Origin of the sequence: Paenibacillus sp. P22, assembly GCF_000469945.2 — a bacterium.
Classification (GTDB): Bacteria; Bacillota; Bacilli; order Paenibacillales; family Paenibacillaceae; genus Paenibacillus_O; species Paenibacillus_O humicus.
On the sequence record NZ_CBRA020000244.1, the window covers coordinates 1 to 15,245 of the forward strand.

13 protein-coding genes and 1 pseudogene are annotated in these 15,245 nt (G+C 60.1%); all 14 read left to right on the forward strand.

Features of this window, described 5'->3' with window-relative positions:
* Positions 1-289 (forward strand): hypothetical protein (locus BN871_RS29455; RefSeq protein WP_048749588.1); only part of this gene is annotated, 289 nt, incomplete at its 5' end.
* Positions 290-291: 2 nt separating this feature from the next.
* Entirely contained in the window at positions 292-2,007 is a 1,716-nt protein-coding gene (gene lonB, locus BN871_RS24455) for an ATP-dependent protease LonB (RefSeq protein WP_048749591.1), read from the forward strand.
* A 36-nt stretch (positions 2,008-2,043) separates the two neighbouring features.
* A complete protein-coding gene (gene lon / locus BN871_RS24460; RefSeq protein ID WP_048749593.1) occupies positions 2,044-4,431 on the forward strand; it encodes an endopeptidase La in 2,388 nt (795 codons plus the stop codon).
* Positions 4,428-5,048 carry a ribosome biogenesis GTP-binding protein YihA/YsxC gene (gene yihA / locus BN871_RS24465; protein WP_021880541.1) on the forward strand — a complete coding sequence of 207 codons (621 nt, stop codon included), beginning with the start codon at positions 4,428-4,430 and terminating at the stop codon, positions 5,046-5,048. Before lon ends, yihA begins: the two co-directional genes overlap by 4 nt.
* 330 nt (positions 5,049-5,378) lie before the next feature.
* Entirely contained in the window at positions 5,379-5,969 is a 591-nt protein-coding gene (locus BN871_RS24470; protein ID WP_021880542.1) for a hypothetical protein, read from the forward strand.
* A 321-nt stretch (positions 5,970-6,290) separates the two neighbouring features.
* The gene (gene speD / locus BN871_RS24475) at positions 6,291-6,689 is read left to right on the forward strand and encodes an adenosylmethionine decarboxylase (protein ID WP_048749595.1); all 399 of its coding nucleotides are present in this window, start codon (positions 6,291-6,293) and stop codon (positions 6,687-6,689) included.
* A 306-nt stretch (positions 6,690-6,995) separates the two neighbouring features.
* Positions 6,996-8,372 carry a glutamyl-tRNA reductase gene (gene hemA, locus BN871_RS24480; protein WP_021880544.1) on the forward strand — a complete coding sequence of 459 codons (1,377 nt, stop codon included), beginning with the start codon at positions 6,996-6,998 and terminating at the stop codon, positions 8,370-8,372.
* 44 nt (positions 8,373-8,416) lie between these two features.
* Positions 8,417-9,223: a cytochrome c biogenesis protein CcsA gene (gene ccsA / locus BN871_RS24485; RefSeq protein WP_021880545.1), complete on the forward strand. Its 807-nt coding sequence runs from the start codon at positions 8,417-8,419 to the stop codon at positions 9,221-9,223.
* Positions 9,224-9,243: 20 nt separating this feature from the next.
* Complete coding sequence (locus BN871_RS24490) at positions 9,244-9,891, forward strand: bifunctional precorrin-2 dehydrogenase/sirohydrochlorin ferrochelatase (RefSeq protein WP_048749597.1); 648 nt, start codon at positions 9,244-9,246, stop codon at positions 9,889-9,891.
* Positions 9,875-10,840: a hydroxymethylbilane synthase gene (gene hemC, locus BN871_RS24495; protein WP_373864516.1), complete on the forward strand. Its 966-nt coding sequence runs from the start codon at positions 9,875-9,877 to the stop codon at positions 10,838-10,840. Before BN871_RS24490 ends, hemC begins: the two co-directional genes overlap by 17 nt.
* 1 nt (position 10,841) lies before the next feature.
* The gene (cobA, locus tag BN871_RS24500; protein WP_048749601.1) at positions 10,842-12,401 is read left to right on the forward strand and encodes a uroporphyrinogen-III C-methyltransferase; all 1,560 of its coding nucleotides are present in this window, start codon (positions 10,842-10,844) and stop codon (positions 12,399-12,401) included.
* A gap of 190 nt (positions 12,402-12,591) precedes the next feature.
* Positions 12,592-13,593 carry a porphobilinogen synthase gene (hemB, locus tag BN871_RS24505; RefSeq protein WP_048749605.1) on the forward strand — a complete coding sequence of 334 codons (1,002 nt, stop codon included), beginning with the start codon at positions 12,592-12,594 and terminating at the stop codon, positions 13,591-13,593.
* Complete coding sequence (gene hemL, locus BN871_RS24510; RefSeq protein ID WP_048749607.1) at positions 13,593-14,897, forward strand: glutamate-1-semialdehyde 2,1-aminomutase; 1,305 nt, start codon at positions 13,593-13,595, stop codon at positions 14,895-14,897. The genes hemB and hemL overlap by 1 nt, the downstream gene beginning before the upstream one ends.
* A 13-nt stretch (positions 14,898-14,910) precedes the next feature.
* A pseudogene (locus BN871_RS24515) lies at positions 14,911-15,245 on the forward strand (hypothetical protein); the annotation flags it as partial.

Sequence of the window (15,245 nt, forward strand, 5' to 3'; positions counted from 1 at the left end):
GTCCGGCATGCTGCACGAAGCTGTGCCGGGCATTTGCATCGGACCGCTGTTCCGGCATGCTTCTCGAGTATCGGACCGCTGTTCCGGCATGCTCGAGAAGCTGCGTTTGTTGGATTCGTCGAAATTCCATCAAGGCATGGCCGTCGAAGCCGCAGAGGGATGCGAGGATGTGCAGGAGCTGCAATTCGGATTGAATCTAATTCGGAAAGTCGGATTTAAACCTGGCGCCGCAGGCAATACTATCCGGTATGGGTCTTTTATTCCGGAAACGCTTGAGAGGAGCGGGTAAGCATGACGTTAAGCTTGTTTTTGATGCTGGTTCAGGTATTTTTCGCTGTCGTAATCGGGGTCTACTTTTGGAATATGCTGCGCAGCCAGCGCACGAACCGGTCCGCCGTGGACAAGGAATCGCGCAAGGAAATGGATAAGCTCCGGAAGCTTCGCTCCATCTCGCTGACGAAACCGCTCGCGGAGAAGACGCGTCCGCAGACGATGCAGGACATCGTCGGGCAGCGCGACGGTCTTCGCGCGATGAAGGCGGCGCTCTGCAGCGCCAATCCTCAGCATGTCATCGTCTACGGTCCCCCGGGAGTCGGCAAGACGGCCGCAGCCCGGGTCGTGCTGGAGGAAGCGAAGAAAAATCCGACGTCCCCGTTTCTGGCGGAAGCGAAGTTCACGGAAATCGACGCCACGACGGCCCGCTTCGACGAGCGCGGAATCGCCGATCCTCTGATCGGCTCCGTGCATGATCCGATCTACCAGGGAGCCGGAGCGATGGGCGTGGCCGGCATTCCGCAGCCCAAGCCGGGCGCTGTGACGAAGGCGCATGGAGGCATGCTGTTCATCGACGAAATCGGGGAATTGCATCCCATCCAGATGAATAAACTGTTAAAGGTTCTGGAAGACCGCAAGGTGTACCTCGAGAGCGCCTACTACCACTCCGAGGATCCGAATATTCCGATGTATATCCATGACATTTTCCAAAACGGCCTGCCGGCCGACTTCCGTCTCGTCGGAGCGACGACCCGGTCTCCGCAGGATTTGCCGCCGGCGCTCCGTTCCCGCTGCATGGAGATTTACTTCCGGCCGCTGCTGCCGGAGGAGATCGCAGAAATCGCCGACAACGCGGTGAAGAAAATCGGCTTCGCCCCTTGCCCTGAGGCGGTGGATGTGGTCAAGCGCTATGCGACCAACGGCCGCGAAGCGGTCAACATCATCCAGCTTGCCGCCGGCCTTGCCTTGTCGGAAAAGCGGGAGGGCATCGGCGCAGCCGATATCGAGTGGGTCGTGAACAGCAGCCAGATCCCGCCGCGTCCGGACCGCAAGATCCCCGCCGCGCCTCAGGTCGGCTTCGTCAATGGCCTTGCCGTATACGGCCCCAATATGGGCACGCTGCTGGAAATCGAAGTGAGCGCGATTCCGGCCGCTTCCGGCAAAGGCTCCTTCACCATTACGGGTGTCGTCGACGAAGAAGAGCTTGGAGGCGGACAGCGGACGCTCCGGCGCAAGAGCATGGCCAAAGGCTCCGTGGAAAATGTCATCACGATGCTTCGCCGCATCGGCATGAGGCCGCATGACTTCGATCTCCACATCAACTTCCCGGGCGGCACGCCGATCGACGGACCGTCGGCGGGAATCGCCATGGCGACCGCGATCACATCCGCCATCCGCGGCATTCCGGTGGACCACCGGATCGCAATGACCGGGGAAGTGGGAATCCACGGCAACGTCAAGCCCGTCGGCGGCGTGCTGGCCAAGGTGGAGGCCGCCTTCCAGGCCGGTGCCGACACGGTCTATATTCCGAAGGACAATTGGCAAGAAATTTTCGCGGGCTTGAACGGTCTGCGTGTCATTCCGGTCGATCGGGTGGAGGAAGTATTCCAGACGGTCTTCCCGCAAGGATTCATGGCGGAGGAAGCCGTGGAGGACATTTCCGAGCCGGCAACGATCAGCGATTTGTTCCTGACGCCGCAGGTGCCCTATTTGCAGGCGGATTCTCGGGAATGATACAATAGGGGGACTATCTAAATGGGAGGTGTTGGCATGGGACCTGCCAAAGGAAGAAGCCGCAGGCTGCCGCTGCTCCCGCTTCGGGGGCTGCTTGTATACCCCAGCATGGTGCTTCATCTGGATGTGGGAAGGGAGAAATCGGTCAAGGCGCTTGACCGGGCCATGCTCGACGATCATATGATCCTCCTCTGCTCGCAATCGGAAGTGAATATCGAAGAGCCGACCGAAGAGGATATTTACCGAATCGGCACCATTGCCCGGGTGCGCCAGATGCTGAAGCTGCCCAACGGCACGATCCGGGTGCTGGTGGAAGGCGTTACGAGGGCGGAGATCCAGGATTACGTCGCCCGCGAGGAGTTTTACGAGGTGTCGATCCGAGAGCTTCCGGAAGAGGAATCGACCGATCCGGAGATCGACGCCCTCATGCGCACGGTGCTGAACCAGTTCGAGCATTACATCACGCTGTCCAAGAAAGTCACGCCGGAGACGCATGCCGCTGTATCGGATATCGACGAGCCCGGCCGTCTGGCCGATGTCATAACGAGCCATCTGTCGCTCAAGATCAAGGACAAACAGGAGATTCTCGAGACGGTCGACGTGCGCGCCCGGCTGGAGAAGCTGCTCGATTTCCTGAACAACGAGCGCGAGGTGCTGGAGCTGGAGCGCAAGATCAGCCAGCGCGTGAAGAAGCAGATGGAGAAGACGCAGAAGGAATACTATCTTCGCGAGCAGATGAAGGCGATCCAGAAGGAGCTCGGAGACCGCGAGGGCCGTGCGGGAGAAGTCGAGGAGCTGCGCTCCCAGCTGGAAACCGCCGAGCTTCCCGAGAAGGTCAAGGAGAAGGTCGAGAAGGAAATCGACCGGCTGGAGAAGATGCCGGCATCCTCGGCCGAGGGCGGCGTCATCCGCAATTATATCGATTGGCTCTTGTCGCTGCCTTGGGGCAAAGCGACCGAGGACGATCTTGATCTCGCCAAAGCGGAGGAAGTGCTGGACGAGGACCATTACGGACTGGAGAAGCCGAAGGAGCGGGTGCTGGAGTATCTGGCGGTCCAGAAGCTCGTCCAAAAGCTGAAGGGACCGATCCTTTGCCTTGTCGGACCTCCCGGGGTCGGCAAAACCTCGCTCGCCCGCTCCATCGCCAAGTCGCTCGGACGGGAGTTCGTCCGCATTTCTCTCGGCGGCGTCCGGGATGAGGCGGAGATCCGCGGCCATAGGCGCACCTATGTGGGCGCCATGCCGGGACGGATCATCCAAGGCATGAAGAATGCCGGCTCGATGAATCCGGTATTCCTGCTCGACGAAATCGACAAGATGGCTTCGGATTTCCGGGGCGACCCGGCTTCCGCTCTGCTGGAGGTGCTGGATCCGGAGCAGAACGGCACGTTCAGCGACCATTTCGTCGAGGTGCCGTTCGACCTCAGCTCGGTCATGTTCGTGACGACGGCCAATGCGCTGCACAACATCCCGCGTCCGCTGCTGGACCGGATGGAAGTGTTGTACATTCCCGGGTACACGGAGCTGGAGAAAAGCCAGATCGCGCGCCGCTACCTCATTCCGAAGCAGAAGAGGGAGCATGGCCTGAAGGAGGAGCAGCTGGAGATCGAGCCGGAGGCGCTCCTGCAGCTGATCCGCGAGTACACCCGCGAATCCGGCGTCCGAAATCTCGAGCAGCAGATCGCGGCCATCTCCCGCAAGGCGGCCAAAAGGCTCGTCTCGCAGCCGGAAGGGGAAACGATACGGGTCGACGAGGCGGTCATCAAGGAATGGCTGGGGCCGGCCAAGTTCCGCTACGGCATGGCCGAAGCGGAGGATCAGGTCGGCGCCGTCACCGGGCTTGCCTGGACCGAGGTCGGCGGCGATACGCTTGTCATCGAGGTGACGGTGCTCCCCGGCACCGGCAAGCTTACGCTTACCGGCAAGCTCGGCGATGTCATGAAGGAATCGGCGCAAGCCGCCTTCAGCTACACCCGCTCGCGGGCGGAGGAGCTCGGCATCGATCCGCAGTTCCATGAAAAGAACGATATCCACATCCATATTCCCGAAGGCGCGATTCCAAAGGACGGACCTTCTGCGGGCATCACGATGGCGACTGCCCTGATATCGGCTCTTACCGGCCGCAAGGTGGATAAAAAAGTCGCCATGACCGGCGAGATCACGCTCCGGGGCCGTGTGCTGCCAATCGGCGGCCTCAAGGAAAAATCGCTTGCCGCCCATCGGGCAGGCATCCGCAAGGTGCTGCTGCCGTTCGACAACGAGCGGGACCTGCGGGATATCCCGGACAGCGTGCGCGAACAGATGGAATTCGTTCCCGTCGCGCATATGGATGAAGTCGTCCGCCATGCTCTGCTGCCGGCAGAGGACGGAACAAGCGGCGGCCAGGCCGCCGCAGAAGAGAAAGCAGGGACCCCGATTTTATGAAGATTACGAATGCAGAATTTATCATCAGTGCGGTCCAGCCGCATCAATATCCTGTCGACGCCTTGCCGGAGATTGCTCTGGCAGGGCGTTCGAATGTCGGAAAATCTTCTCTCATCAACAAGCTCATCATGCGCAAGAATCTCGCTCGGACAAGCTCCCAGCCGGGCAAGACGCAGCAGCTGAACTATTACAAGGTCAACGAGGCCGTCTACTTCGTCGATTTTCCCGGATACGGCTATGCCAAGGTATCCAAGACCGAACGAGAAGCCTGGGGCAAAATGATCGAACGCTATTTGCAGGGCCGCGAGGAGCTGAAGCTCGTGCTGCTCGTCGTCGATATCCGCCATGCGCCGAGCAAAGACGACGTGCTCATGTTCGATTGGCTCAAGCATTACGGCATTCCTTTCTGCATCGTCTGCACGAAGGCGGACAAGATTCCGAAGAGCCAATGGGACAAGCAGATCAAGCTGGTCAAGCAGACGCTCGGCGCAAGCGCGGGCGACCGGGTCGTTTTGTTCTCCTCCGAAAAGGGTAATGGAAGAGACGAATTATGGAGCGTAATCGCGTCCGCGGCAGGATATGAGGGAGAAGTTCTTCAAGGAACGCCGGAATTGTAAGCATTTTGCATCTTTCTTGATGCCAATCACGGTTCCTAGCGGATAATTCTCAAATTCGGCGGATAATCGCGGCCGGCCGGCAGGAATCGTTTGAGCCGATGCCGTATAATGGTTGTAGGTCTTTTATTTGCCCGTGAATGCGGAAAAAGCGTTCGAAGCCGGAAAAGTGGTGACGGTCGCCTTTGAAGACGGATTTCCCTCCATAGAAATCTAATGAAGGAAGTCTGGGTTCAACAGCGATTGAAGGCTCGGACGGTTTTGGAGCGAATGCAAGCGGGCAGTGAACATTGCAACCATAGCTTCGAAGAACAAAGAATTGAGGAGATTTTTATGGCTCAGCGGATAGCCACCGAGTACGTTCAAGCCAAACTGCGACTGACACGCGATGAGATGACCCGATTCCTCCGTTTTTTTGACGAGCAGCAAGTACGCCTTGGCGTCAAGGTGCTCGATAACGGCAGCCAAGAGGCGGTTCTCGAAGACTGTGCAGGGAGGGAAGAAGTCCGCTTTGTATTCCAGCAGGATGAAGATCGCTTTGTATGCGAGTGGTCCTGCCGCATCACCAACGTCGCGCTCACCAATGCGCTTCGCAAGGCCGTCGCGGCTTTCAAGGGCGACGCCGTCGTCAAACGCATCTACAGCCATTATACGATGTCGTATCAGTATGTAGCAGGCGCCGTGCATCAGATCGCCGAGCTGACCGCCAAGGGCAGCCGCATCGTGTACCAGTTCAAGGACACGCTGGGCGAGCTTGAGCGTGCTTTCCGCCTCCAATCGGTGGAGGGGGAAATCCAGTGGATCCAGCAGGCTGTCAACGAGCTGCTCGATCGCCGCATCGATGCTGCAAGCGCAGCCGAGAAGCTGGAGATAGACCGCAGCCTCAAGCTGTATTCCGACCGGCTTTTCGCTCTCGAAGCCTGATTCCGACCGCTTTTTCCGATGCCGCCTCCGGGCGGCTTTTTTTCATGCCTCCGCCTTTTGCGGGCCCGCTTCGGACATGCAGCTGGAGAAGGGCTGTCCGCGTGCAGGAAAACGGGTTTTTTTTTAACAGAAAAAAAGGTTGCATTTCCTATAGATAGATGGTATTTTTAATTTCGTTGAAAAAAACCCAATATAGGAACCAGGATTCACTCAGGACATGGATATGTTGCGAGAGAGAGTTATCCCTCGGGAAGTGAATGACGTAGGTCCTAGCGGATGAAATTTTTAATCATTTTATTCCTAGGAAGGGGGAGCCGGAAGATGGAATATTCGACTTTCGGAAGACATGTTGCGGTTGATGCTTGGGGAGTAGACTTCGAACTCATTAACAACGCAGAGTTTCTGCAAGCCCACATGGTAGAGGCTGCTGAAGCATGCGGAGCATCTGTGCTCTCGGTACAGGCAAAACAATTTGAGCCCCAAGGCGCAACCGTATTGGTGCTCTTATCGGAAAGCCATCTCTCGATTCACACGTATCCAGAAAGAGGCTTTGCTGCTCTTGACTGCTACACCTGCGGTGAGACCGTGGACCCACAGCTGGCGATCGATTACATGCTGGCCGTGCTGAAACCTAAAGCCACTCACGCGAAGAAGCTGATTCGCGGAATGGGTGAGCTGCAAGTCGTAGAACCGGAAATGAAACAAATCGAGCTGGTTTAACATCCAGCCTGCTGTACAAATAACCATGGGAAGGCTCCATGGTTATTTTTTTTAAGCCTGGAATAGAGATCGGGCTGCGGGCCTAAACTAGACAATGGATGAAATGGTTGTCTTTGTCGGAATGGGCTTCTTGCCCGGCGGAAGCCGGCTGTCCTGCTGTCGTCAAGACATTTCCTTCCTTTTGGCGAGCCGGTCAAAAAAACGTCATAACTTGAGTCTTCCCTCCCAAAAAACTATGTTATAATAATTCTAAATTAGTTGCTCGGACAAGGCAGCTTAGATACGAAAATAAGGCGGTGATGTCACTTGCATATTATTGTGGTCGGGCTCAACTATCGTACGGCTCCTGTCGAAATCAGGGAGAATTTCGCAATCGCGGACAGCGATCTGCCCCGTGCGGTCGAAGCTCTCAAGGCGACCCCAAGCATACTGGAAGGTGTCATCGTCGCGACCTGCAACCGGACGGAGCTGTATGCGGTCGTTGACCGGCATCATCTGTGCGGCCACCATATCCGCACGTTCATGGAGCAGTGGTTCCGCCTCCCGCGGCAGGAATTCACCAGCCATCTTTATATGTATGAGGACGATCGGGCTATCGAGCATCTGTTCCGGGTTGCAAGCGGCTTGGATTCCATGGTCATAGGGGAGACGCAGATCCTGGGCCAAGTGCGGAATGCTTTCCTGCTCGCCCAGCAGCAGCGCGCGACGGGCACGATCTTCAACATGCTTTTCAAGCAAGCCGTAACTCTTGCCAAGAACGCCCATACCGAGACGTCGATCGGGGAGTCGGCCGTATCGGTCAGCTATGCGGCCGTGGAGCTCGGCAAGCGGATCTTCGGCCAGTTCAACCGCAAGACGGTCATGATCATCGGAGCCGGCAAGATGAGCGAGCTTACGGCCAAGCACTTGTATGCGAACGGAGCCGACCGGGTGCTCGTCGTCAACCGGACGTTCGAGCGCGCGGCGGAGCTGGCGGAGAAATTCAGCGGCATACCCTGCTCCATGGAAGAAGCGGAGCGGAGGCTGCATGAGGCCGATATCATCATCAGCTCGACCGGAGCCCAAGGTTATGTGCTCAGCCGCGAGCAAGTGGCGGCCGCCATGCAGCGCAGGAGAGCCCGTCCTCTGTTCATGATCGACATCGCCGTTCCCCGCGACCTGGATCCCGAGATCGCTTCCGTCGAGAACGTATTCCTGTACGACATCGACGATCTGGAAGGCATCGTGGAGTCGAACATGGAGCATCGCCGCCAGGAGGCGGAGAAGATCGGAGTCATGATCGCCGCCGGCTTGCAGGAATTCCATCAGTGGTACCGTACGCTCGGCGTCGTGCCGCTGATCCGCTCCCTGCAGGAGAAGGCCGAGGATATTCATAGCCAGACGATGGACAGCCTCTCCAAGAAGCTGCCCGGACTGGACGAGCAGCAGCTGAAGGTCATCCATAAGCTGACCAAGAGCATGCTGAACCAGATGGTGCAAAATCCGATTCACAGCATTAAGGAGCTTGCGGGCGATAAGAAAGCGGATGAGGCGATGGAGCTGTTCGCCAAGCTGTTTGCCCTGGAGGACGGCGCGCCGTCCAAGACCGTCAAGAGCCAAGCGGCGAGGACAAGTGATCCGTCACGCCAAGGCTACGAAGAAGCCAAGCCGTCCAAGGGCGCCTTTGCAGCGGTCATGCGCTAGGCTGCCAGGATTATCGCCCTCATCTCCAAGGTCAGGAGGGCGCCATGGTCACCATTTACGACACGATTTTGTATTTATACGCCCTGAGCCTTCTGTTCTACTTCTCCGATTTCGTCGACGCGAACCGGAGAGCGAAGCGGATGGGCGCAGGGCTGCTTGTGTTCGTATGGGTTCTTCAGACTGGATACGTGCTGTACCGGATCTGGTCCCATCTGGACATGACGCTGTTTTCCAGATTCGAATACTGGCTTGCGGTTTCGTGGCTCCTGCTGACGACTTCGCTCGTCATCAGCCGCTTTTTCCGAATCGAATTCATCGTGTTTCTCGTCAACATCATCGGTTTCGGGGTGCTGGCGCTCAATCTGTTCAGCGGACCTTCCCGCGGAATCCCGCTTCCGGACTGGAAGCTGGCCAATGAACTGCTCATTCTACATATCAGCCTCGTGCTGTGCTCCTTCGCGGCGCTGGCCATTTCGAGCGTGTTCTCGGGCATGTACCTGTTCCTGCATGGAAGGCTCAAGTCGCGGAAATGGAATCGGACGACGGCTCGGCTGCCGAGCCTGGAGCAAGCCGACCGGTTCGCTTTTCGCCTCGTCATGATCGGCGTTCCGCTGCTCGCCCTTTCCTTGTCGGTCGCGGTTGCTCTCGTCATCGTCGAGAACAGGTTCCAATATTTGCTCGATTGGAAAGTCATCACCTCCTTCGCGGTCCTCATTTTGTACAGCTTTTATTTGATCCAGAAAAAGATTCTGCGCAAAACCGCGCTGGAGACGGCGCGCTGGAACGTATTTTGCTTTGCTTTTCTCGTTCTGAATACGATGATCAGCCCGGCATCGGATTTTCACCGCTGAGTTTGGAGGAGGAGATGGCGATGCCGGGATATCCGGTTGTGCTGTCGCTGGAGGGGAAACGCTGCCTGATCGTCGGAGGCGGCGCGGCTGCCGAACGGAAGGCGGCCGGATTGCTTGACGGCGGCGCGGACAAGCTTGTCGTCATCAGCCCGGCAATCACGGCGGGCATCCAGGAGATGGCCGGACAAGGGCGGCTGAATCATACGGACAGACATTACCGGCGGGGCGACGCAGCAGGCATGTTTCTCGTCGTGGCGGCCACCGGCATCCTTGAAGTCGACCGCGCAGTCATGGAGGATGCCGGCAAGGCAGGCGCGTTGTTCAACCATGCCTCAAGCGGGCAATCAGGCGATTTCATTACAGCGGGCGCGGTAAGGCGGGGCGGGCTGCTGCTGGCCGTCACGACGGGAGGCGGTTCGCCTGCCCTATCTTCCGTCATCCGGGAAGAGCTTGAAGACTTATACAAGGAGCCGTATGCGGAGGCTGTAAGGCAGCATGCGGAGCTGAGGCGAAGGCTGCTGGCCGAGGAGCCGGATCCAGGCAAGCGAAGGCGGCTGCTCCGCAGCGAGGCGAAGCGTCTGGCCAGCTGGGCGGCTGCCGCAAGCAGGGGACTAGAGGATCGTGCCCGATTCGGGGCGGAAGGAGAAGGGGATATTGAAAACAGATGAGAACGGCCGCAGAGTCATTGTCGTCGGCACTCGCCAGAGCGCGCTCGCGCTGACGCAGACCGGGCAGGTCATAGAGGAGCTGCAGCGTCTTGCGGACGAGCATGGCTTGGATTACGGCTTTGAAATCCATAAGATCGTCACCAAAGGCGACCGCATCCTGGATGTAACTCTGTCCAAGGTAGGCGGCAAGGGGTTGTTCGTCAAGGAAATCGAGCAGGCTCTTCTCGACGGCGATATCGATATGGCTGTGCACAGCATGAAGGATATGCCGTCGGAGCTGCCTCCCGGACTGATCAACGGAGCGGTGCCGCGCCGCGTCGATCCTCGGGATTGCATCATTACCCGCGGCGGCATTCCCCTGGAGAAGCTCCCGATCGGCGCCGCTGTCGGAACCAGCAGCCTCAGGCGGGCCAGCCAGCTGAAGGCTTACCGGCCCGACCTGGATATCCGCTCGATACGCGGCAATATCGACTCCCGGATCCGCAAGCTGGAGACGGAAGGGCTGGATGCGATCGTGCTCGCCGCTGCCGGCTTGAAGCGCATGGGCTGGGAGGACCGCATCACCGAAGCGGTCTCCGAGGATGTCTGCCTGCCTGCCGTCGGCCAGGGCGCGCTTGGCATCGAATGCAGGGAAGGCGATGCCGATGTCCGCGCTTTGCTGGATCTGCTCAACGATTCCGATACGGAGCGGACCGTAGCGGCAGAGCGGACTTTCCTCGGCGCGCTCAACGGAGGCTGCCAGATTCCGATCGGAGCCCATGCGGTCATCCGGTCCCGAGAAGGCGGCGGGCTTGTCATGGAGCTGACCGGAATGGTAGGCTCTCCGGACGGCGAGACGATTCTAAAGGAAATGCGGGTCGGAACCGATCCGGAAGCATTGGGGCTTGAAGTCGCCCAGGCGCTGAGAGAGATGGGCGCGGCCGAGATTTTGGCGGAAATTGGGGGATAACATGTCGAAGGGGATCGTGTATCTTGTCGGCGCCGGGCCGGGAGATCCGAAGCTGATTACGGTGCGCGGCATGGAGGTGCTCTCGCGGAGCGATGCCGTCGTCTACGACCGGCTGGCCAGCCCGCGCCTGCTGCGCGGACTGAGGCCGGGGGCGGAGCGCATCTATGTCGGCAAGCGGCCGGACCGCCATACGATGAAGCAGGAGGAGATCAACCGGCTGCTTGTCGATCTGGCCTTGCAGGGCAAGACCGTCACTCGTCTTAAAGGAGGCGACCCGACCATATTCGGACGTGTCGGCGAGGAGGCCGGCTTGCTGGCCGAGCACGGCATTCCGTTCGAGATCGTGCCTGGAATCACGTCGGCGATCGCCGTGCCGGCTTATGCCGGCATTCCCGTGACGCACCGGGACCATGCGTCGTCGCTCTCGATCGTTACGGGCCATGAGAGCCCGGACAAGCTTGACCGCTCGATCTATTGGGACAAGGTGACCAATGCGACGGGCACGCTGATCTTTTTGATGGGCGTTGCCAAGATCGGGTATATCAGCGAGCAGCTGATGAAGCACGGCCGCGATGCCGATACCCCGGTAGCCCTCGTCCGCTGGGGAACGAGGCCCGAGCAGCAGACGCTGACGGGCACTCTCGCGGACATCGAGGCGAAGGTCAAGGCGGCCGGCTTCGAGCCGCCGGCGGTCATCGTCGTCGGCGATGTCGTCAAGCAGCGGGAGACGCTCCGCTGGTACGACTTGAAGCCGCTATTCGGCACGAGAGCGCTGGTGACGCGCTCGCGCAGCCAGGCCAGCGAGCTGGCCGATCTCATCGAGGAGCTTGGCGGCGAGCCGTGCGAGTTCCCCGTCATCGAGATCGTGCCGGCGCGCGGGGAAAGCGACGCGAGAGCTTTTCGCGCCGCTCTGGACGATGCGGAGAGCTACGACTGGCTGTTTTTCACCAGCGTCAATGGGGTCGAGCATTTCTTCCGCGGGCTGGCCGAGCTCGGAGGCGATATCCGCCGCTTCCACCGGGCGCGCATCGCTGCGGTCGGGCCGAAGACCGGCGATGCGCTTCGCTCGCGCGGACTTCAGCATGAAGCGCTGCCGGGCGGCTACCAGGCGGAGGGCATGCTGGGCCATCTCGACGAAGTGCTGAAGCCGGGCCAGCGGGCGTTGTTCCTGCGCGGCGATCTGGCGCGAGGAACGCTGCCGCGGGATCTTGCCGCGCGCTCCATTTCCGTGGACGCCGTCACGCTGTACGAGACGATCGTGCCTCGGGATCAGGATGAGCAGGCTCTCGAACAGCTGCGCGAAGGCGCTGTCCATGTCGTCACCTTCACGAGTTCTTCGACCGTGACGAATCTGCTCGAAGTGCTCAGGCGCTTCGGGGAGTCCGATCCGGTCGGCTTGCTCCGCGGCTGCGAAATTGCCTGCATCGGTCCCGTTACGGCCCGTACGGCGGAGGAAGCGGGGCTTGCGCCTACGATCATTCCCGAGGAGGCGACGATCGCGTCGCTGGCCGAGGCGATCGCAAGGCGGATGGCCGAGCTTCGGGACCCTGTGCAAGGCTGACAGGCAGCGGGCGGCTTTTCGTCATGGCTCGCAGGGCCGGCAACAGCCGGGCTTTCGGGACGCCACGCAGGGCCGGCAACGGCTGGCTCTCAAGCGATCCGGCAGTTTTATCGGCATCGACAAGTCAGATCAGGGAGGGCGCCGAGTGCTCCTTCCCCTGTTTTGCATACGAACACAAGGAGGAATTCACATGAGTTACCCGATCGTCCGGCATCGCCGGCTTCGCCGCACGGCGGCGATGCGCTCCATGGTCCGCGAAACGATTTTGACGGCCAGCGATTTCATTTACCCGATCTACGTCATCCACGGAACCGGCATCAAGCAGGAGATTTCCTCCATGCCGGGCGTTTTCCGCTTCTCGCTCGACCTGCTGCAGCAGGAAATCCGCGAGATCGTATCGCTCGGCATTCCTTCCATCATGCTGTTCGGGCTTCCGGACCACAAGGATCCGGTCGGATCTTCCGCCTACGACGCCAACGGCATTGTGCAGCAGGCGACAAGGCTGATCAAGGAATGGGCTCCGGGCCTGATCGTCATGGCGGATACTTGCCTGTGCCAATTCACGGACCACGGACACTGCGGCATCGTGCACCAGAACGAGCGGACCGGAGAAGCCGAGGTCGACAACGATCCTTCGCTGGAGCTGCTCGTGCGCACGGCGGTATCCCAGGCGGAGGCGGGGGCGGACGTCATCGCTCCTTCCAACATGATGGACGGCTTCGTCGGCGCGATCCGCGCAGGTCTGGATGAGGCCGGCTACAGCGACATCCCGATTCTGTCCTACTCGGTCAAATACGCCTCCGCTTATTACGGACCGTTCCGCGAGGCGGCCAATTCCGCTCCGCAGTACGGAGACCGCAAGTCGTATCAGATGGATCCGGCCAACTTCCGCGAAGCTCTCCGCGAAGCTGACAGCGACGTCGCGGAAGGCGCGGACATGCTCATGGTCAAGCCGGCGCTCGCTTATCTCGACGTCGTGCGCGCGCTCAGGGAGAACTTCGACCTTCCGCTCGTCGCCTACAACGTCAGCGGCGAGTATGCGATGGTGAAGGCGGCCGCGGCGAACGGCTGGGTCGACGAGCGCAAGATCGTGCTGGAGACGCTGCTCGGCATGAAGCGGGCCGGAGCGGACATGATCATTACCTATCACGCCAAGGACGCAGCCCTCTGGCTGCAGGAGGTGCAGAACTGATGGCGGACAACGTTCACGGCAGAAAAGCGGATGACAAGTCGAGCGCGGCCTTCGAGGAAGCGAAGCGCTATATTCCTGGCGGCGTCAACAGTCCGGTGCGCGCCTTCAAATCGGTCGGCCTCACGCCGGCTTACATGGAGCGCGGCGAAGGGGCGGTGGTGTACGATATCGACGGCAACTCCTATATCGACTACGTCGGCTCCTGGGGCCCGCTCATCATGGGCCACGCCCATCCCGCAGTCATCGAGGCGGTCAAATCCGCCGCTGAGCGCGGCACGAGCTTCGGCGCCCCGACGCTGATCGAAACGGAGATGGCGAAGCTTGTCTGCGAGCGCGTGCCGTCCTGCGACATCGTGCGCATGGTCAACTCCGGCACGGAAGCGACGATGAGCGCCCTGCGCCTTGCGCGCGGGTATACCGGAAGGAGCAAAATCCTCAAATTCGAAGGCTCCTATCACGGCCATGCCGACAGCCTGCTCATCAAAGCCGGCTCAGGCGTCGCCACGCTCGGCCTTCCCGACAGCCCGGGCGTACCCGAGACGGTGGCGTCCCAGACGATTACCGTTCCGTACAACGACCTGGAATCGGTCAAGCTGGCGTTCGAGAAGTTCGGCGAGGAGATCGCCTGCATCATCGTGGAGCCGGTAGCCGGCAACATGGGCGTCGTTCCGCCTTTGCCCGGGTTCCTGCAAGGGCTGCGCGACGTCACGACGAAATACGGAAGCCTGCTCATTTTCGACGAGGTCATGACCGGCTTCCGCGTCCACTACAACTGCGCCCAAGGGCTGTTCGGCATCACCCCCGACTTGACCTGCCTCGGCAAAGTGATCGGCGGCGGCCTTCCCGTCGGCGCCTACGGCGGACGCCGCGACATCATGGAGCGCATGGCTCCGGCCGGTCCGATCTACCAGGCGGGCACGCTGTCCGGCAATCCGCTTGCCATGGCGGCCGGTTACACGACCCTCAGCCTGCTGACGCCGGAAGTCTATCAGCAGCTGGAGAAGATGTCGGTGCGGCTGCAGGCTGGCTTCGAGGACAATGCGCGCGAAACCGGCGTGCCGGTGACGATCAACCGCGTCGGGTCCATGGTCTGTCCGTTCTTCAACGAGAGCCACGTCATCAACTTCGAGACGGCGCAGCAGAGCGATCTGGGTCGTTTCCGCACCTACTTCGCGAATCTGCTTGAGCTCGGCGTAAGCGTCGCTCCTTCGCAGTTCGAAGGCATGTTCGTCTCGGCAGCCCATACGGCGGAGCTGATCGACGAGACGATCGCCGCGAACCGGGAAGCTCTCCGGCGCCTGTAGTGAGGATTCCGGCATGGAGCTGATGATGGAATCCGCTTATCGCCGCGGAGAGTGGCTGCATGTGCCGGTCTCCCCGGACGGAGATGCCGGAGAGCTGAGAGCCGGAAGCCATGCGCACGAGACGCGCCTGCAGCTTCTGGCTCTTGGCCTTTGGCCGGCCAAATGGATCAATTCCCTCTTCTCCACCGGAGGCATCGGCTGGACGCCGGACGGCGAGCTGCGCCTGCGGGCGTTTCCCGCCGCAGAGGCGGCCGACCCGCTGCAGGAGGAAGTTCTGCGGGAAACAGGGGACAGGCTGAAGTTCAACATCGAGCTGAAGCGCCACGACCGGGTGGACGGCTTGCTGGA

Excerpts from the sequence above, each read along its gene's own strand:
- lonB (WP_048749591.1), top strand. The coding sequence starts at position 292 with ATGACGTTAAGCTTGTTTTTGATGCTGGTTCAGGTATTTTTCGCTGTC.
- lon (WP_048749593.1), top strand. The coding sequence starts at position 2,044 with ATGGGACCTGCCAAAGGAAGAAGCCGCAGGCTGCCGCTGCTCCCGCTT.
- yihA (WP_021880541.1), top strand. The coding sequence starts at position 4,428 with ATGAAGATTACGAATGCAGAATTTATCATCAGTGCGGTCCAGCCGCAT.
- BN871_RS24470 (WP_021880542.1), top strand. The coding sequence starts at position 5,379 with ATGGCTCAGCGGATAGCCACCGAGTACGTTCAAGCCAAACTGCGACTG.
- speD (WP_048749595.1), top strand. The coding sequence starts at position 6,291 with ATGGAATATTCGACTTTCGGAAGACATGTTGCGGTTGATGCTTGGGGA.
- ccsA (WP_021880545.1), top strand. The coding sequence starts at position 8,417 with ATGGTCACCATTTACGACACGATTTTGTATTTATACGCCCTGAGCCTT.
- BN871_RS24490 (WP_048749597.1), top strand. The coding sequence starts at position 9,244 with ATGCCGGGATATCCGGTTGTGCTGTCGCTGGAGGGGAAACGCTGCCTG.
- cobA (WP_048749601.1), top strand. The coding sequence starts at position 10,842 with ATGTCGAAGGGGATCGTGTATCTTGTCGGCGCCGGGCCGGGAGATCCG.
- hemB (WP_048749605.1), top strand. The coding sequence starts at position 12,592 with ATGAGTTACCCGATCGTCCGGCATCGCCGGCTTCGCCGCACGGCGGCG.
- hemL (WP_048749607.1), top strand. The coding sequence starts at position 13,593 with ATGGCGGACAACGTTCACGGCAGAAAAGCGGATGACAAGTCGAGCGCG.